Raw genomic sequence first — 15,549 nt, 5'->3', positions numbered from 1 at the left:
GTGATTGCGTTGACGTGATCGGGAAAGCAGCCGGCTCAGCCTTCTCCGGAGCGCTGGACATCGGCGCGGGGCAGGTCGTCGAGTTCAGTATTGGCCAATACTTTCTCGCGGGTCATCGACTTGAATTTGCGCTGCATGAACCTTTGCGCCGATACCACGATGAAAAACGCCAGCGGCGTGAATACGAGCCCGAGAACGGTCGCCGTGATCGCGCCGCCGAATACGCCGGTGCCGATCGAGCGCCGGCTTTCCGCGCCTGCGCCGCTTGAGATCAGCAAGGGCGTGACGCCCAGCAGGAACGCCGCCGATGTCATCACGATCGGCCGGAAGCGCGCGCTCGCCGCGGCGACGATGGCTTCGGCGAGCGCCATGCCATCGGCGTGCAGCGTGCGCGCGAATTGCACGATCAGAATCGCGTTTTTCGCCGATAACCCGATCACCGTGATCATGCCGACCTTGAAGTACACGTCGTTCGGCATGCCGCGTGTGTACATCGCGATCACGGCGCCGATCATGCCAAGCGGCACGATGGTCAGCACGGCCAGCGGAATGGTCCAGCTCTCGTAAAGGGCGGCAAGCGCCATGAAAACCGCCAGCAGCGACAAGCCGATCAGCACCGGCGTGAGCCGCGCCGCACGGGTCTCTTCCAGCGCGGTATCGGTCCAGTCGAAGCCGACGCCAACGGGCAGCATCTGCGCGAGGCGCTCCATCTCGGCCATTGCCGCGCCGGAGCTCACGCCATTGGCGGGGCGGCCGCTGACATCGAGAGAAGGCGAGCCGTTGTAACGCGTGAGCACGGAAGGGCCGGTTGTCCAGTGCAGCGACGCCACCGACGACAGCGGCACCATCTGTCCCGCCAGATTGCGCACGGAGAGGTTCATGAGATCGGCTTCGGTCATGCGCGAGGGCGCGTCGGCGGCGATCATCACGCGGCGCATCCGGCCGCCCGAGGGGAAGTCGTCGATGTAAGTCGAGCCGAACGTATTGCCGAGCGCATCGCCGATCCGGTCGAACGAGACGCCGAGTGCGTAAGCCTTCGCGCGGTCGATATCCAGCACGATGCGCGGCGCGTCGGGTAGCGCTTCCGAGCGCACATCGGCGAATGCGGGATTGCGTCTGGCTTGTTCGAAGAGCTGCTCGCGCGCCGCGGTCAACGCCTGAATGCCGATACCGCCGCGATCCTCCAGCCGCATCACAAAGCCTTCCGAATGGCCCATGCCGGGCACGGGCGGCGGCATTTGTGCGGATACGGTTGCGTCCATGATGGCCGAAAGCGAACGATTGAGCTTGTCGCGCAACGCGCTTGCATCGATATCGCGTGAGGACCAGTCTTTCAGGTCGACAAAACACATCGCCACATTCTGCCCGCTGCCCTGAAAGCTCCAGCCAACCACGCTCGTGATATTCGATACCGCCGGTTCACGCCGAAGAATGGCCTCGGTCTGTTCGACCGCCGCGAGCGTACGCGCCTGCGTGGCGCCGGCCGGCAACTGGACCATGACCTGAAGCTGCGCCTGGTCTTCCTGAGGCAAAAAGCCATTCGGCATATGCAAGTAAAGCAGCGCGCATGCGCCGGCAAGGACGAGATACACCACGAACATGGAACCCGCCCGCCGCAAGACACGCGTGACGAGGCCGCTGTATTTGCGCGAGGTCCAATCGAACATCGCGGAAAAGCCGGACGAGCCATGCGCTCCGTGAGCGCCATGGTTCGGCGGTTCGCGTGGTGGCGCCTTCAGCAAGTTCGCGCACAGCGCGGGCGTGAGCGACAACGCGGTGAACGCGGAGACGAGGATCGACGCGATCATCGCCACCGTGAATTGCCGGTAGATCCCGCCCACGCTGCCAGGGAAAAATGCCATCGGCACGAAGACGGCGGTCAGCACCGCCGTGATGCCGACAATCGCGCTGCCCATCTGTTGCATTGCCCGACGGGTGGCGGCTTTGGGCGCCAGGCCTTCCTCGCGCATCACGCGATCGACGTTTTCGACGACCACGATGGCGTCATCGACGAGAATCCCGATGGCGAGCACCAGCGCGAACATGGTGAAGACGTTGATGGACATGCCGAGCGCATAGAGCGCGAGCAACGCGCCGGTGAGCGCAACCGGAATCACGACGGTCGGCACCAGCGCATAACGCAAGTCGCGCAGGAACAGCCACATGACCAGGAACACGAGCAGCACGGCTTCGAGCAAGGTCAGCGCCACTTCGTGCAGTGCGACGTGGACGAACCTGGAGGTATCGAAGGGGATTACGACCGACACGCCCGGCGGCAGGCTGCGCGACAGATCGGCGAGTTTGGCGCGGATCGCATCCGATGTCTCGATGGCGTTGCCTTGCGGCGAGAGCTTGATGCCGACCGTTGCCGATGGCTTGCCGTTCAGCCGCGAGAACGACGCGTAACTGTCACGGCCGACTTCGACCCGTGCGACGTCTTTCAGCCGCACCGCCGAGCCGTCAGGCCGCGCCTTCAGGACGATCTCGCCGAATTCATCCGGCGAGATCAGCTGGCCGCGCACCGTCACGGTCGCCGTCAATTGCTGGCCCGCGACAAACGGCACATCGCCCAGCGTGCCGGCCGTCACTGTGGAGTTTTGCGTGGCGATGGCTTGCGTCACATCGGCGGCGGCGAGGTTGTATTCGCGCAGCTTCATCGGGTCGATCCAGACACGCAGCGCCTCGCCTGCGTCCCACAAATCGGCCGCGCCCACGCCGGGCGCGCGCTTCAAGTCGCGCAGCATGTAGCGGTTGACGTAATCGCTCAGCACGACGGAATCGCGCTTGCCGTCGGTGGAGGTCAGCGCCACGAGCATCAGGAACGTGCCCGTGGACTTGAACACGCTGATACCTTGCTGCACGACCTGCTGAGGCAGCCGCGATTCGATCTGCTTCATGCGGTTCTGGACATCGACCATGGCGATGTCCGGATTCGTGCCCGCCGAAAACGTGGCAGCGATCTCGAGTTCGCCGAGGCTATCGCTTGTCGTCTCGTAATACTGCAGGCCTTCGGCGCCATCGAGACTTTCCTCGATCACGCTCGCAACCGTGTTGTCGACGCTTTCAGGAGCCGCACCCGGATACATGGCCGAGATCACGATGCGCGGCGGCGTGAGCCGCGGGTATTGCGCGACCGGCAGGAACGGCGTGACGAGTGCGCCCGCGACGAAAATAGCGAGCGCTACGATCCATGCAAATACCGGACGATCGATAAAAAAAGACGACACGCAGGTCCTGACGATTTAACGGGGTTATTCCGCCGGGCGTGCACGCGCGGGCAGCGGAGCCAACGGAAAATCGATCTTAGAAATATAAAAAGACGGTGTCCAGTCTTATTAAATAAGGAGGTCAGGATCAGGCGCGTTCATATTTTTTTAATAATGGGCCAGCATCGGATTTCCGCATTTTACGAATGCCGAATATATCTTTAATGCATTGGCTATTATTAAACCTGATATGGGTGGGGTTGAAGCGAGTGGTCAAAAGACGCTAAGTGCTTGATTCGGACGCGCGAGCGCCGGCAGGCCGCCTTCGGCGCCTGCCGGAACGCAAGTTCTGCCGGTTCAGCCTTTCTCAGCCAAAGCTCGATGCAGGGCTGGAATCTGTTTCTTCGAGCATCCGGATGACGGCGTTGATCTGTCCAATGCGTTTGCGTTGGGCCGGCATAAGCGTCATGGATAGCATTGAATCCACGCGCTTTCTCCAATACGATAAAGACAGCCCATGGCTCGAAGCAATTCTGTTTACCACGCGTTCCAGATGCGCGAGGTCTTTTTCAACGAGATAGTTATTCAATTTGATTCCCCGGTTGCGCCGTCATTTTTCGGTCGCTGTTTAATGTTGATCTGCTTGATTCAAGGCTTTTGCGCCTTTTGTAATCAATAGAGCGTTTGCCGCTTTCAGACTTCGCACTGGTCGATGCGATGCGTTCTCTCTCCGCATGAGTCGTGCCACGTTCGCGCAAGCAGGGCGACGAGCGCCATGTCGTGCGGGAGCCGTATGGAACGGTTCGGGATCTTTGGTTTGTTACGCCGGTTCGTTACGTTACGTACGCGAATGCGTCGTAACGGCTATGGGCTATGAATGGGCTATCTTTGCCGCAATCTCACTGTCGAAGCGTGGACCGGAGTTTGCATACGCCTTTCAATCAAGCGTTACCCGACGTTCGCCCATTCATTGGTAAAAAAATATCTGGGCGCGATGCGGCGCGGCTGAATCTGGCCGCAGTTTGCGTGCGTATATTCGATCGGTATCGATCGAGGGGCCGTCGATTTTCGATTCTTGAAACGGCCGTATTGATGCCAGTCGCATTTTTGTCTGCTCCAGAAAACGATGGTCATTTGAAGATTGGAGAGAGCAATGCACAACGACCTCACCGAATTCGAACTGGACTGGCTGCTTGAACTGGCAATAAACGGAAGCGGCAGAATACCCGCCGCGATTGCCACGCATTTTCGCGAACTGGGTTACGCCGAGCTGATTTTTTCGACAACCTGCGTCACCCGCAAAGGCCGCGAAACATTGATGGCGGGCATGCAGGCAGGAATCAGGTCGAAGATCAGGGTGAGGCCGGGGGTGTTGCTGGATTGAAAGCGGGGCGTGCGACACCCCGGCGACGGCTACATCAAAACAATATCGTACTGTTCCTGGCTCAGGTTCGACTCGACCTGCAACGAAACCGGCTTGCCGATGAAGTCCATCAGCATGGCCAGATGTTGCGACTCTTCTTCCAGGAACAGATCGATTACTTGCTGCGAAGCCACCACGCGAAACTCGCGCGGATTGAATTGACGCGACTCGCGCATGATCTCGCGCAGCACGTCATAACACACGGTTCGCGGCGTCTTGACCTGACCCTTTCCGTCGCACGTCGGGCACGGCTCGCACAACACATGCGCGAGCGATTCGCGCGTGCGCTTGCGCGTCATTTCAACCAGCCCGAGTTGCGAAAATCCGTTGACCGTCACGCGCGTCCGGTCGCGCGACAACGCCTTCTTCAATTCGCCAAGAACCTGATCGCGATGCTCGACGTTCTCCATGTCGATGAAATCGATAATGATGATCCCGCCCAGATTCCTCAAGCGCAATTGCCGGGCAATCGTATGGGCCGCTTCCAGATTCGTTTTGAAAATGGTGTCGTCGAAATTCCGCGCGCCGACATAACCACCCGTATTCACGTCGATGGTCGTCATGGCCTCGGTCTGGTCGATCATCAGATAACCGCCCGACTTCAAATCCACGCGTCGCGATAAAGCACGCTGGATCTCCGCTTCGATGTTGTACAGATCGTAAAGCGGCCGCTCGCCCGCATAGTGATGCACGCGCGAAGCCACGGCAGGCGTGAACTCGGCCGCGAAGTCAGCAAGCATTTGGTACGTCTCGCGTGAATCGACTTGAATGCGTGAGGTCTCGTCGTTGACGAAATCGCGCAAGACGCGCTGCGCCAGATTGAGATCCTGATGCAGCAGTGATGTGGGCGCCACGCGCGTTGCTTGCGCTACGATCGTTGCCCACGTCTTGCGCAGATACGCGACATCGGCAGCAAGTTCTTCGCTCGTTGCATCCTCCGCGATCGTGCGCACGATGTACCCGCCTTTTTCGTCCACGGGCAGAACCGCCGTGAGCCGCGCGCGAATGGCCTCGCGCTCGGCCTCGCTCGCGATCTTCTGCGAAATCCCGATATGTGGTTCCTGCGGCAGATAAACCAGCGTGCGCCCCGCGATGCTCACTTGCGTGGAAAGCCGTGCGCCCTTCGTGCCGATAGGGTCCTTCACCACTTGCACCATCAGCGCCTGCCCTTCGAACACGATCTTTTCGATGGGAATATGCGGCGCGTTCGAATGCGTTTCGCCCGCAATGCGCGGATGCCAGATGTCGGCCACATGCAGGAACGCGGCGCGCTCGAGACCAATGTCGATAAACGCCGATTGCATGCCCGGCAACACACGCACGACCTTGCCCAGATACACATTGCCCACACGCCCGCGCGACAACGTGCGCTCGACGTGAAGCTCTTGCACCGCGCCTTGCTGAACGAGGGCAACGCGGGTTTCCTGCGGTGTGACGTTGATCAGGATTTCTTCGTTCATGGACGGTTTAGAAGTCGACGCGCGCCACGCGCAGGAGTGCAGCTGTTTCGAAAAGAGGCAGGCCCATGATACCCGAATAGGACCCTTCGATCCGTTCGATAAACGCCGCCGCGCGTCCCTGAACGCCATACGCACCGGCCTTTCCGAGCGGTTCGCCAGTGGCGGCGTAACGTTGCAGTGCAGCACGGCCGACCGAGGCGAAGCGCACGGTCGAACGTGATAACACGGGCTGCAGCAAGGTACCTTCGGCATCGACTACGGCGAGCGCCGTCAGCACTTCGTGATCGCGCCCGGAGAGGCGTTCGAGCATCGCGACGGCATGGTCGGCGTCATCCGGCTTGCCCATGATGGCGCCATTGAGCGTGACGGTTGTATCGGCGACCAGGATGGGTGAGCGCGCGTGCTCGCCTTTTAACCGTCGAGCATATGCAGCCTGTGCTTTCGCCGCGCATACGCGCAGGACATAGACGTCGGCTGCTTCGCCGGGAAGCTCGGCTTCGAGCGCTTCGGCGTCTTCATCGGGGCGGGGCAGCAGCAACTCGTACTTCACCCCGAGTTGCTGCAGAAGCTCTTTGCGCCGGGGACTTTGTGACGCGAGATAAACAAACGGGAACGTGGTCGATGGCATTGCGGCAATCCTCGAAGCGCACGCGTTGGCGGTTCAGCGCCTTCGATGGCCCGTTGCCGTTCACGCGCGATGATAGGGGTGGTTCTGCGTGATGCTCCACGCGCGATAAAGCTGTTCGGCCAACAGCACGCGGACCATGCCATGCGGCAGCGTCAGACTCGACACACGCAGCAACACATCGGCACGTGCCTTGATTTGCGGATCGAGACCATCCGCACCGCCGATCACGAAGGCCACGTCGCGACCGTCTTGCTGCCAGTCGGGCAGGGCGCCGGCGAGTTGCATCGTGGTCCAGTCGCGGCCGCGTTCATCGAGCGCGACAAGACGCGCATTCTTCGGCAACGCAGTTTCGATGCGCGCACGTTCAGCCGCCATCACGCTCTCGGCGTTACGGCCCGACGAGCGCTGTTCAGGCTTGATCTCGCGCAACTCTATGCGCAGCTCGGGCGGCATGCGTTTCGCATACTCGTCGAAGCCGGTTGCGATCCAGTCGGGCATCTTGTGGCCGACCGCGAGGATATGGAGTTTCATGGCAGCGTACGGCGCACGAACTGTCCGCCTTCAGGCAAAGCGGCACGTTCGCACTGAACCTGGATTTCAGCGGCGCGTGGTCTTGCGCGCTGGCTTGGCTGCCGGCTCGTCTTCTTCGTCGTCCTCGTCTGCGGTGACGCGCGCCCCGCCAAATCCGCCCGCGCTTTGCAGCTTCACGCGCACGGGTTTGTCGCCCCAGACTTCTTCGAGGTTGTAGTACTGGCGCAGCGCCGGTTGCAGGATATGGACGACGGCGTCGCCGCAATCCACCAGCACCCATTCGCCGATTTCCTCGCCTTCGGTGCTGATGACGTCGCCGCCCAGCTCCTTGACCTTTTCGCGCACGCTATTGGCCAGCGCCTTGGTCTGACGATTCGACGTGCCGCTCGCGACGATCACGCGGTCGAAGAGGGCGGTCAGGTGCGTGGTGTTGAACACCTTGATGTCCTGCGCCTTGACGTCTTCAAGACCGTCGATGATCGCGCGTTGAAGCTTTTGAATTTCCATATTTTTACCGATGGTACAAGTGGTGTTGAACAATATAGTCCCATACGGCGGACGGAACATTACTCTCGGCAGCGATCCCGCCCGCCGCGTGCGTTTTGAGGCGTTCGCCCGACTGCTCGCGGATTTCGGTGGCGGACACTTCGAGCGCCAGCGCCGAGTCGATCAACAGATGCCCGTGCGGCGTGGATTGGAGCACGTCCGCGCTAGCGCTGCGCGCTGCGATCTCCTCGGCCACGGCGGGTGAAACCGTCGATACATCGAACCCCGCGCGCGTTTCCACGCACACGTGCGCAAACTCGAAAAGGCGTTTCCAGTCGCGCCACGAATCCAGATGCACGAGCTGGTCGGCGCCTATCAGCAATGCCAGCGAAGCGTCCGCGCCTTCCCGCTCGCGCCAGCGCGCAAGGGTCTCCACGGTATAAGTCGGGCCGTCGTGGTCGATTTCGTCGGTTGCGACGGTGATCTTCATGCCTTCGATATGCAGCGATTCCGCGGCCGCACGAGTCATTGCAAGCCGATGATGCGCCGGCGTCACGTCTTTTTTCTGCCACGGCTGGCCCGCCGGCAGGAAAACGAGTTCAGTCAGGTCGAGCAACTCGGCGAAACGCCGCGCGAGCGCCATGTGAGCATTGTGAATCGGGTCGAACGTGCCGCCCAGCAAGCCGACGCGGTGAACGCAAGGAAGATTGGGTTTCAGTGGACGGTCCTCTTTGGGGACGGAATGCAACAGATACAGCGCCGGTTTCTCATGTTTCCGTGGCTATTTAAACCCACTCTCGAGCAACAAGGAAATCGGAATAAAGCCGCGCTTCGGGCGTGCCGGCTTCCGGTTTCCAGTTGTATCGCCACGAAACGGCCGGCGGCATGGACATCAGGATGGATTCTGTACGGCCGCCGCTTTGCAGCCCGAACAGCGTGCCGCGGTCGAAAACCAGGTTGAATTCGACGTAGCGGCCGCGCCGGTACGCCTGGAATTCGCGCTCCGCTTCGCCGTACGGCATGTTCCGCCTGCGTTCGATGATCGGCAGATACGCACTCAAAAAGCTGTCGCCGACGTTCCGCATCATCGCGAACGATTCGTCGAAACCGGGTTCGGAGAAATCGTCGAAAAAGATCCCGCCGATTCCGCGCGGTTCGTTGCGATGTTTGAGATAAAAATACTCATCGCACCATTTCTTGAAACGCGGGTATAAATCTGCGCCAAACGGCGCGAGTGCGTCACGGCAGACGCCGTGAAAATGCTGCGCGTCTTCCTCGTAGCCGTAATAGGGCGTGAGGTCCATTCCGCCGCCGAACCAGAACAACGGCGCTTCGCCGGGTTTCGTTGCGATCAGGAGGCGCACATTCATATGCACGGTCGGACAATGCGGATTGCGCGGATGCATGACGAGCGATACGCCCATCGCCTCGAAGCCCCGGCCGGCTAGTTGCGGGCGCGCCGCACTCGCCGATGGCGGCAAGGAATCACCCGCCACATCCGAAAAACCGATGCCGCCACGCTCGAAAAACTGTCCGCCTTCCAGAATCCGCGTGCTTCCGCCGCCCCGCAGCCGCTCCTCGGGACCGCGCTGCCAGGAATCGACGGCGAATTCGGTGCCATCGAACGCGCCGAGCGTGTCCGCAATCTGCTTTTGCAAACCGGTGAGATAGGTGCGGACAGCCTGTACGTCGTAGGTCGAATCGGTCATCGTGCTGCTTTGCTTGGTCTCGTTTGCGGGAAAGCGGGCGCGGAGGCAGTTTGCCGCCATTGAGCGCGTTTCTTCCAAAAACGCACTGCCGGACGCGAAGGTCCGGCAGTGCTGTGCTTGCTTGCGGTGCTGAATCAGCCTTGGCGCTCCGACGCCTTGCGATTAAGCGCCCGATACCCAATGTCCCGCCGATACTGCATGCCGTCGAACGCGATCTGGTTGATCGTATCGTAGACGACCGATTGCGCGCCGCGAACCGAATCCGACAGGCCGACGACACACAAGACGCGCCCGCCCGACGTGGTCAGCTTGCCATTTTCAAGCGTGGTGCCGGCGTGGAAGGTCACGGCCTCCGGCGTTTCTGCGGGAATCCCGTTGATCCGGTCGCCCTTGCGCGGCGTGTCCGGATAGTTGTGCGCGGCCAGCACCACGCCAAGCGCCGTGCGCCGATCCCATTCGATCTCGGCCGTTGCGAGCGTCCCCGCGATCGCCAGCTCGACGACCTTCGAGAAATCACCCTTCAGACGCGCCATGATCGGCTGCGTTTCCGGGTCTCCCATGCGGCAGTTGAATTCGAGCGTCTTCGGGTTGCCGTGCGCGTCGATCATCAGGCCCGCGTACAGGAAACCGGTATAGCGAATGCCTTCCTGCTCCATGCCGCGCACCGTCGGCAGGATGATTTCCCGCATCACGCGGGCGTGCAACTGCGGCGTGACGATCGGCGCGGGGGAATACGCGCCCATGCCGCCGGTGTTCGGGCCTTTGTCGCCGTCGAGCAGGCGCTTGTGGTCCTGGCTCGACGCCAGCGCCAGCACGTGCTTGCCGTCCACCATGACAATAAAGCTGGCTTCTTCGCCATCGAGAAATTCTTCGATCACCACCCGCGCGCCTGCGTCGCCCAGTTTGTTGTCGGCGAGCATGGAATCGACCGCTGCGTGCGCTTCTTCAAGCGTCGTGGCAACGACCACGCCTTTGCCCGCGGCCAGGCCGTCCGCCTTGACGACGATGGGCGCGCTCTTCGTGTCCAGATAAGCGTGCGCAGCCGCGATGTCCGTAAACGTTTCGTACTCGGCCGTGGGAATGGCATGGCGTTTCATGAACGCCTTGGCAAAGTCCTTCGAGCTTTCGAGTTGCGCCGCTTCCCGGGTCGGGCCGAAAATCTTCAGGCCGCGCGAGCGGAACAGATTGACGATGCCCGCCGCCAACGGGCCTTCGGGGCCGACCACGGTCAGCGCGATCTGCTCTTTTTCGACGAAATCGGCAAGCGCGGCAGGATCTGTGATGTCGACATTCAGCAGACGTTCATCTTGAGCCGTGCCGCCGTTACCCGGCGCGACATAAACCATCTGCACGCGCGGCGACTGCGCGAGCTTCCACGCGAGCGCATGTTCGCGACCGCCCGAACCGACGACGAGTAACTTCATTTAAACCTCGAAGACCTTAAGAAATTCGTGGCGGCTGGCTGCGTGAACCGGTTGGGTTTCTGGTGAACCGTTTCTTCGCGCCTCCGCGGTTTTGCTTTGCTGCTTTCCGGGTGACTGCCCGTGCCGCGCACTTTGAGAGAAGGGGAGAAGGCTCGCGCCGGTAGCGGCTGCGTCACACGACTCCCGGCTGTCAAACGCCGTTTGCGGCTTTCTCTGTGCAGGTTCGGATCGGCTGCTGAATGCGCATGCACCAATCGGGCCAGATACGCCCGGGCGATCTTGCTTCTGGATGCCGCGAGTTCAAGCACGCTCAAGACAAGCCCGTCGCCAAATGGCGATCAACCGGCGATTACTCTTCGTCGATTGTTGCGTTGGTGAAGACCTCTTGCACGTCGTCCAGATTTTCCAGCGCGTCGAGCAATTTCTGCATTTTTGCCGCGTCTTCGCCCGTGAACTCGACTTCGGTCTGCGGCTTCATGATCACTTCGGCGACTTCGGCCTTGAAACCGGCCGCTTCCAGCGCGTCCTTCACTTTCTGGAAGTCATTAGCCGGACAAACCACTTCGATACTGCCGTCGTCGTTCGTCACCACGTCGTCCGCACCCGCTTCGAGCGCCGCGTCCATCAGCTTGTCTTCGGGCGTGCCAGGCGCGTACAGGAACTGGCCGACGTGGTCGAACATGAACGCCACCGACCCGTCCGTGCCCATGTTGCCGCCGAACTTCGAAAACGCGTGGCGCACTTCCGCGACCGTGCGCGTGCGGTTGTCCGTCATGGTGTCCACGATGATCGCCGCACCGCCAATGCCGTAGCCTTCGTAGCGGATTTCCTCGTAGGTCGCGCCGTCCACACCCCCCACGCCGCGCTGAATTGCGCGGTTGATATTGTCCTTAGGCATGTTGGCGTCGTAGGCCTTTTCAACGGAGAGCCGCAGCCGCGGATTCGTGTCGATTTCCCCGCCGCCCATGCGCGCCGCAACCTGAATTTCCTTGATAAGACGCGTCCAGACCTTGCCGCGCTTGGCGTCGGTGGCTGCTTTCTTATGCTTGATGTTGGCCCATTTTGAATGACCCGCCATACCTTTCTCCATCGCGCGCGAGCTTTTCTCGCACGCCTGTGTGTCAATTTCGTCGCCAATTTTGCCGCTTTATGCAGCTTTCTAGCCCAGCGTTTTATGCCGGCCGGCGCATTATGTTCGCGTTGCTTACATGGCAGGGCGTGTCCGGTAAGGACGATCCGCATGCCCGTGCGTACTTCCGTGGACACCTTTCACCCGTGCACTGCGCATTTGGCGGACCCGAATTTTATCATGGCGCGACCCTCCGGCAGGCTTAGCCCTACGCCGGAATTGCCATCGCCCGCATGTCTGCGGGGTTTCACGTCAGTTTTTGGTACCGAACAGGCGGTCGCCGGCGTCGCCCAGACCCGGGACAATGTACGCGTGCTCGTTCAAATGCGAATCAAGCGATGCAACGTAAAGCTTCACGTCGGGGTGGGCATCGGAGAAGACCTTCACGCCTTCGGGCGCCGCAACCAGCGCCACGAAGATGATGTTCTCGCCCAGCACCTTACGCCGTTTCATGACGTCGACCGCGTGCACCGCCGAGTAGCCGGTCGCGAGCATGGGGTCGCACAAGATGAACACGCGCTCTTCCAGGTCGGGGGGCAGGCGCACGAGGTACTCGACCGGCCGGTGATCTTCCGCCCGATACACCCCGATGTGGCCCACGCGCGCCGACGGAATCAGGTCCAGCAGGCCGTCCGACATGCCTATGCCGGCACGCAGCACAGGCACGATAGCGAGCTTCTTGCCCGCGATCACGGGCGCGTCGATGGTGACGAGAGGCGTCTCGACACGCTTCGTGGTCAGCGTCAGGTTGCGCGTGATCTCGTAGCCCATCAGGAGCGTAATCTCGCGCAGCAATTCGCGGAATGTACGTGTGGACGTGTCCTTGTCCCGCATGTGAGTCAGCTTGTGCTGGATCAGCGGGTGGTTGAGGATAAAAAGATTCGGAAAGCGGCTGTCCTGGTTCATGGTGTTCGCGCGGTTGCCGCGGCATTAAATGTGGATTTGGGTAATGCTTGATTTGCAGCTTGCCGATGCAGCTACTTTCAAAACCGCGCGTGGCGGGCGGTTTTATTTGCTGAGCTTAGGCAGTGCCGTCAGTTTACCCAAATTAGGGGCGCGAAAAGCGGAGATTGCGGGCGATAGGCCATCCGGTCTATTGCGCGGCCGACGTCCGATCCCTCATTCTTCTAGAATTGCATGACGCGTTTCCAAAGCGTGATTGCGATCCGGCACTCGGCTCGACACTCAAAACCTCGTCTCGACGGTGCAAACCGGCGAAGCGCGGGCAACTACAAAGGGACAGCAATGGACATGGGAATCAAAGGGCGCACAGCGCTCGTGTGTGCGGCCAGCAAGGGTTTGGGACGTGGTTGCGCGGAAGCGCTGGCCGCCGAGGGCGTCAACCTCGTAATCGTGGCACGCACGGCGGGGCCGCTGGAGGCTACGGCCGAGCATATCCGCACGACCTACGGCGTGAACGTGACAGCAGTGGCTTGCGATATCACATCGCCTGAAGGACATGCCGCGTCGCTGGCGGCGTGCCCGGCGCCTGACATTCTCGTGAACAACGCGGGCGGGCCGCCGCCGGGCGACTTCCGCCAATTTTCCCGCGATGACTGGATCAAGGCGCTCGACTCGAACATGCTTACGCCAATCGAGCTGATCAAGCAGACGCTCGACGGCATGATCGATCGGGGTTTCGGCCGGATCGTGAATATCACGAGTTCGTCGGTTAAGGCGCCTATCGATGTGCTGGGCTTGTCGAATGGGGCGCGCTCGGGGCTGACCGGGTTTATCGCGGGATTGTCGCGAAAGGTTGCAGCAAGTGGCGTCACCATCAATAACCTGCTGCCAGGTTCCTTCGATACCGACCGGCTCGTCACCACGTTCGCCGCCGACGCAAAGGCGAACAACATCAGCGTGGAAGAAGCCAAGAAGCGCCGCATGAGCAAGTTGCCCGCCGGGCGCTTTGGCTCTGCCGAAGAGTTCGGCAAGGCGTGCGCCTATTTGTGCAGCGTGCATGCGGGCTACATCACGGGACAAAACCTGCTGATCGACGGCGGCGCGTATCCGGGCACGTATTGATTCCAGACCAACAATAAATCACAACGGAGAGACATCTGATGAACCCACGCGTCGCGTTGATCGCGCACGACATGAAAAAGGATGACATCGTGGCGCTGGCCGGCGAGTTTGCGGCGACGCTCGCGCAGTGCCGGCTGCTGGCAACCGGCACGACCGGCGCGCGTATCGCGGCAGCGCATGGACTGGAAGTGGAGCGCAAGTTGTCCGGGCCGTTCGGCGGCGATCTGCAGATTGGCGCTGAACTGGCGGAGGGCCGGGTGGACCTGGTGATCTTCCTGCGCGACCCCATGACGCCGCAGCCACATGAGCCGGACATCAACGCTTTGGTTCGCGCCTGCGACGTCCATAACGTTGCGTGCGCCACGAACCTTGCAACGGCGCGCATGATCCTCGACGATTTGAAGCTACGCCTTGGCAGGGCCGCGTAGCGCTTGCTGTTCATTGGACGCGCGAGCGTCCAAAACACGGAGACAACGGTGACAAAAGCAATTCGATTCGAAAAAACGGGTGGCCCTGAAGTACTCAAATGGGTCGATGTGGACGTCGGCGCGCCCGGCAAGGGCGAAATTCGCGTGAAGCACCACGCGGTGGGCCTGAACTATATCGACGTGTATTTTCGTACCGGGCTTTATCCGATGCCGCTGCCTGGCGGTATCGGAATGGAAGCAGCGGGCGAGGTGACCGCGGTGGGCGAAGGCGTGACCGGGTTCAAGGTGGGAGACCGGGTGGCCTACGCTTCGCGGCCGCCCGGCGCCTATGCCGAGGAACGTGTCATGTCGACGCAATACGTGGTGAACCTGCCCGATGCCATCAGCTACGAGGACGCTGCCTCCGTGATGCTGCAGGGTTTGACCGCGCAATATCTGTTACGCAGGACGTATCGCGTGAAAGCGGGCGACACCGTGCTGATTCATGCGGCGGCCGGCGGAGTAGGCATGCTGGCTTGCCAGTGGGCCAAGGCGCTGGGTGCGACGGTGATCGGTACGGTTGGGTCGGACGCAAAGGCCGCGCTCGCCAAGGCGCATGGCTGCGATCATCCGATCGTCTATACGCGCGAGGACTTCACGAAGCGCGTGCGCGAAATCACGAATGGCGCGGGCGTCCCCGTGGTCTACGATTCGATCGGCCGCGACACGTACACGGCGTCGCTGGATTGCCTCGCGCCGCTCGGCATGTTCGTGAGTTTCGGCAATACGTCGGGTCCTTTGCCGCCCATCGATTCGTCGGAATTTGCCGGGCGCGGTTCGCTTTATTTCACCCGCCCGACGTTGTTCAGTTATATCGCCAAGCGCAGCGATCTCGAGCAGATGGCGACCGAGCTCTTTGATGTATTGACAACGGGACAGGTCAAGACAAGCGTACGGCAACGTTATCCGCTGGCCGACGCAGCGAAGGCTCACGAAGACCTCGAAGCACGCCGGACGACCGGGTCCACGATCTTGCAGCCTTGAAGGAGCGTGTGACGGCGTGTCATTGAGGCGGCGCGGCCTGGACTGATCTACGCCGCGCCGGCCTTCGCGTTTACGTA

14 protein-coding genes are annotated in these 15,549 nt (G+C 61.1%); 4 read left to right on the top strand and 10 right to left on the bottom strand.

Annotated features, from left to right (window positions below; all coding sequences use genetic code 11):
* Positions 1–35 precede the first annotated feature (35 nt).
* Positions 36–3,227 (bottom strand): multidrug efflux RND transporter permease subunit, encoded by a 3,192-nt coding sequence (locus tag HB633_RS07140; protein ID WP_213777422.1) that lies wholly within the window; start codon positions 3,225–3,227, stop codon positions 36–38.
* Between the two features lie 1,132 nt (positions 3,228–4,359).
* Here HB633_RS07140 and HB633_RS07135 point away from each other — a divergent pair.
* Positions 4,360–4,590, top strand: coding sequence for a hypothetical protein (locus HB633_RS07135; protein ID WP_213777421.1), 231 nt, complete (start codon positions 4,360–4,362; stop codon positions 4,588–4,590).
* A gap of 29 nt (positions 4,591–4,619) precedes the next feature.
* Here the strand turns inward: HB633_RS07135 and rng are convergent, their stop codons facing one another.
* The 9 genes from rng to upp form a co-directional block, all read right to left on the bottom strand.
* Positions 4,620–6,089, bottom strand: a complete 1,470-nt coding sequence (gene rng / locus HB633_RS07130; RefSeq protein WP_213777420.1) for a ribonuclease G — start codon at positions 6,087–6,089, stop codon at positions 4,620–4,622.
* Between the two features lie 7 nt (positions 6,090–6,096).
* Positions 6,097–6,717 (bottom strand): Maf family protein, encoded by a 621-nt coding sequence (locus HB633_RS07125; RefSeq protein ID WP_213777419.1) that lies wholly within the window; start codon positions 6,715–6,717, stop codon positions 6,097–6,099.
* A gap of 60 nt (positions 6,718–6,777) precedes the next feature.
* The gene (gene rlmH / locus HB633_RS07120; protein WP_213777418.1) at positions 6,778–7,248 is read right to left on the bottom strand and encodes a 23S rRNA (pseudouridine(1915)-N(3))-methyltransferase RlmH; all 471 of its coding nucleotides are present in this window, start codon (positions 7,246–7,248) and stop codon (positions 6,778–6,780) included.
* A gap of 66 nt (positions 7,249–7,314) precedes the next feature.
* The gene (rsfS, locus tag HB633_RS07115; protein ID WP_213777417.1) at positions 7,315–7,755 is read right to left on the bottom strand and encodes a ribosome silencing factor; all 441 of its coding nucleotides are present in this window, start codon (positions 7,753–7,755) and stop codon (positions 7,315–7,317) included.
* 4 nt (positions 7,756–7,759) lie between these two features.
* Entirely contained in the window at positions 7,760–8,482 is a 723-nt protein-coding gene (locus HB633_RS07110) for a nicotinate-nucleotide adenylyltransferase (protein WP_255580794.1), read from the bottom strand.
* A 37-nt stretch (positions 8,483–8,519) separates the two neighbouring features.
* Positions 8,520–9,443, bottom strand: coding sequence for an oxygen-dependent coproporphyrinogen oxidase (hemF, locus tag HB633_RS07105; RefSeq protein ID WP_213777416.1), 924 nt, complete (start codon positions 9,441–9,443; stop codon positions 8,520–8,522).
* Between the two features lie 134 nt (positions 9,444–9,577).
* A complete protein-coding gene (gene purD, locus HB633_RS07100) occupies positions 9,578–10,867 on the bottom strand; it encodes a phosphoribosylamine--glycine ligase (protein ID WP_213777415.1) in 1,290 nt (429 codons plus the stop codon).
* 349 nt (positions 10,868–11,216) lie between these two features.
* The gene (locus tag HB633_RS07095) at positions 11,217–11,945 is read right to left on the bottom strand and encodes a YebC/PmpR family DNA-binding transcriptional regulator (protein ID WP_213777414.1); all 729 of its coding nucleotides are present in this window, start codon (positions 11,943–11,945) and stop codon (positions 11,217–11,219) included.
* Positions 11,946–12,248: 303 nt separating this feature from the next.
* Complete coding sequence (gene upp / locus HB633_RS07090) at positions 12,249–12,902, bottom strand: uracil phosphoribosyltransferase (RefSeq protein ID WP_056352410.1); 654 nt, start codon at positions 12,900–12,902, stop codon at positions 12,249–12,251.
* 339 nt (positions 12,903–13,241) lie between these two features.
* Between upp and HB633_RS07085 the strand changes: the two genes are divergently transcribed.
* From HB633_RS07085 to HB633_RS07075, 3 genes are read left to right on the top strand one after another with little or no spacing between them, the layout of a single operon-like run.
* Positions 13,242–14,021, top strand: coding sequence for an SDR family oxidoreductase (locus tag HB633_RS07085; RefSeq protein ID WP_213777413.1), 780 nt, complete (start codon positions 13,242–13,244; stop codon positions 14,019–14,021).
* A 35-nt stretch (positions 14,022–14,056) separates the two neighbouring features.
* Positions 14,057–14,449, top strand: a complete 393-nt coding sequence (locus HB633_RS07080; protein WP_213777688.1) for a methylglyoxal synthase — start codon at positions 14,057–14,059, stop codon at positions 14,447–14,449.
* 48 nt (positions 14,450–14,497) lie between these two features.
* Positions 14,498–15,472, top strand: coding sequence for an NADPH:quinone reductase (locus HB633_RS07075; RefSeq protein ID WP_213777412.1), 975 nt, complete (start codon positions 14,498–14,500; stop codon positions 15,470–15,472).
* The last annotated feature ends 77 nt before the right edge of the window (positions 15,473–15,549 follow it).

The organism is Caballeronia sp. dw_276 (genome assembly GCF_018449635.1).
Lineage (GTDB): Bacteria > Pseudomonadota > Gammaproteobacteria > Burkholderiales > Burkholderiaceae > Caballeronia.
Note: the sequence above shows the minus strand (reverse complement) of the source record. Positions and strands in the feature narration are given on the sequence as shown.

Excerpts from the sequence above, each read along its gene's own strand:
- rng (WP_213777420.1), bottom strand. The coding sequence starts at position 6,089 with ATGAACGAAGAAATCCTGATCAACGTCACACCGCAGGAAACCCGCGTT.
- HB633_RS07135 (WP_213777421.1), top strand. The coding sequence starts at position 4,360 with ATGCACAACGACCTCACCGAATTCGAACTGGACTGGCTGCTTGAACTG.
- upp (WP_056352410.1), bottom strand. The coding sequence starts at position 12,902 with ATGAACCAGGACAGCCGCTTTCCGAATCTTTTTATCCTCAACCACCCG.
- rlmH (WP_213777418.1), bottom strand. The coding sequence starts at position 7,248 with ATGAAACTCCATATCCTCGCGGTCGGCCACAAGATGCCCGACTGGATC.
- HB633_RS07125 (WP_213777419.1), bottom strand. The coding sequence starts at position 6,717 with ATGCCATCGACCACGTTCCCGTTTGTTTATCTCGCGTCACAAAGTCCC.
- rsfS (WP_213777417.1), bottom strand. The coding sequence starts at position 7,755 with ATGGAAATTCAAAAGCTTCAACGCGCGATCATCGACGGTCTTGAAGAC.
- purD (WP_213777415.1), bottom strand. The coding sequence starts at position 10,867 with ATGAAGTTACTCGTCGTCGGTTCGGGCGGTCGCGAACATGCGCTCGCG.
- HB633_RS07095 (WP_213777414.1), bottom strand. The coding sequence starts at position 11,945 with ATGGCGGGTCATTCAAAATGGGCCAACATCAAGCATAAGAAAGCAGCC.
- hemF (WP_213777416.1), bottom strand. The coding sequence starts at position 9,443 with ATGACCGATTCGACCTACGACGTACAGGCTGTCCGCACCTATCTCACC.
- HB633_RS07085 (WP_213777413.1), top strand. The coding sequence starts at position 13,242 with ATGGACATGGGAATCAAAGGGCGCACAGCGCTCGTGTGTGCGGCCAGC.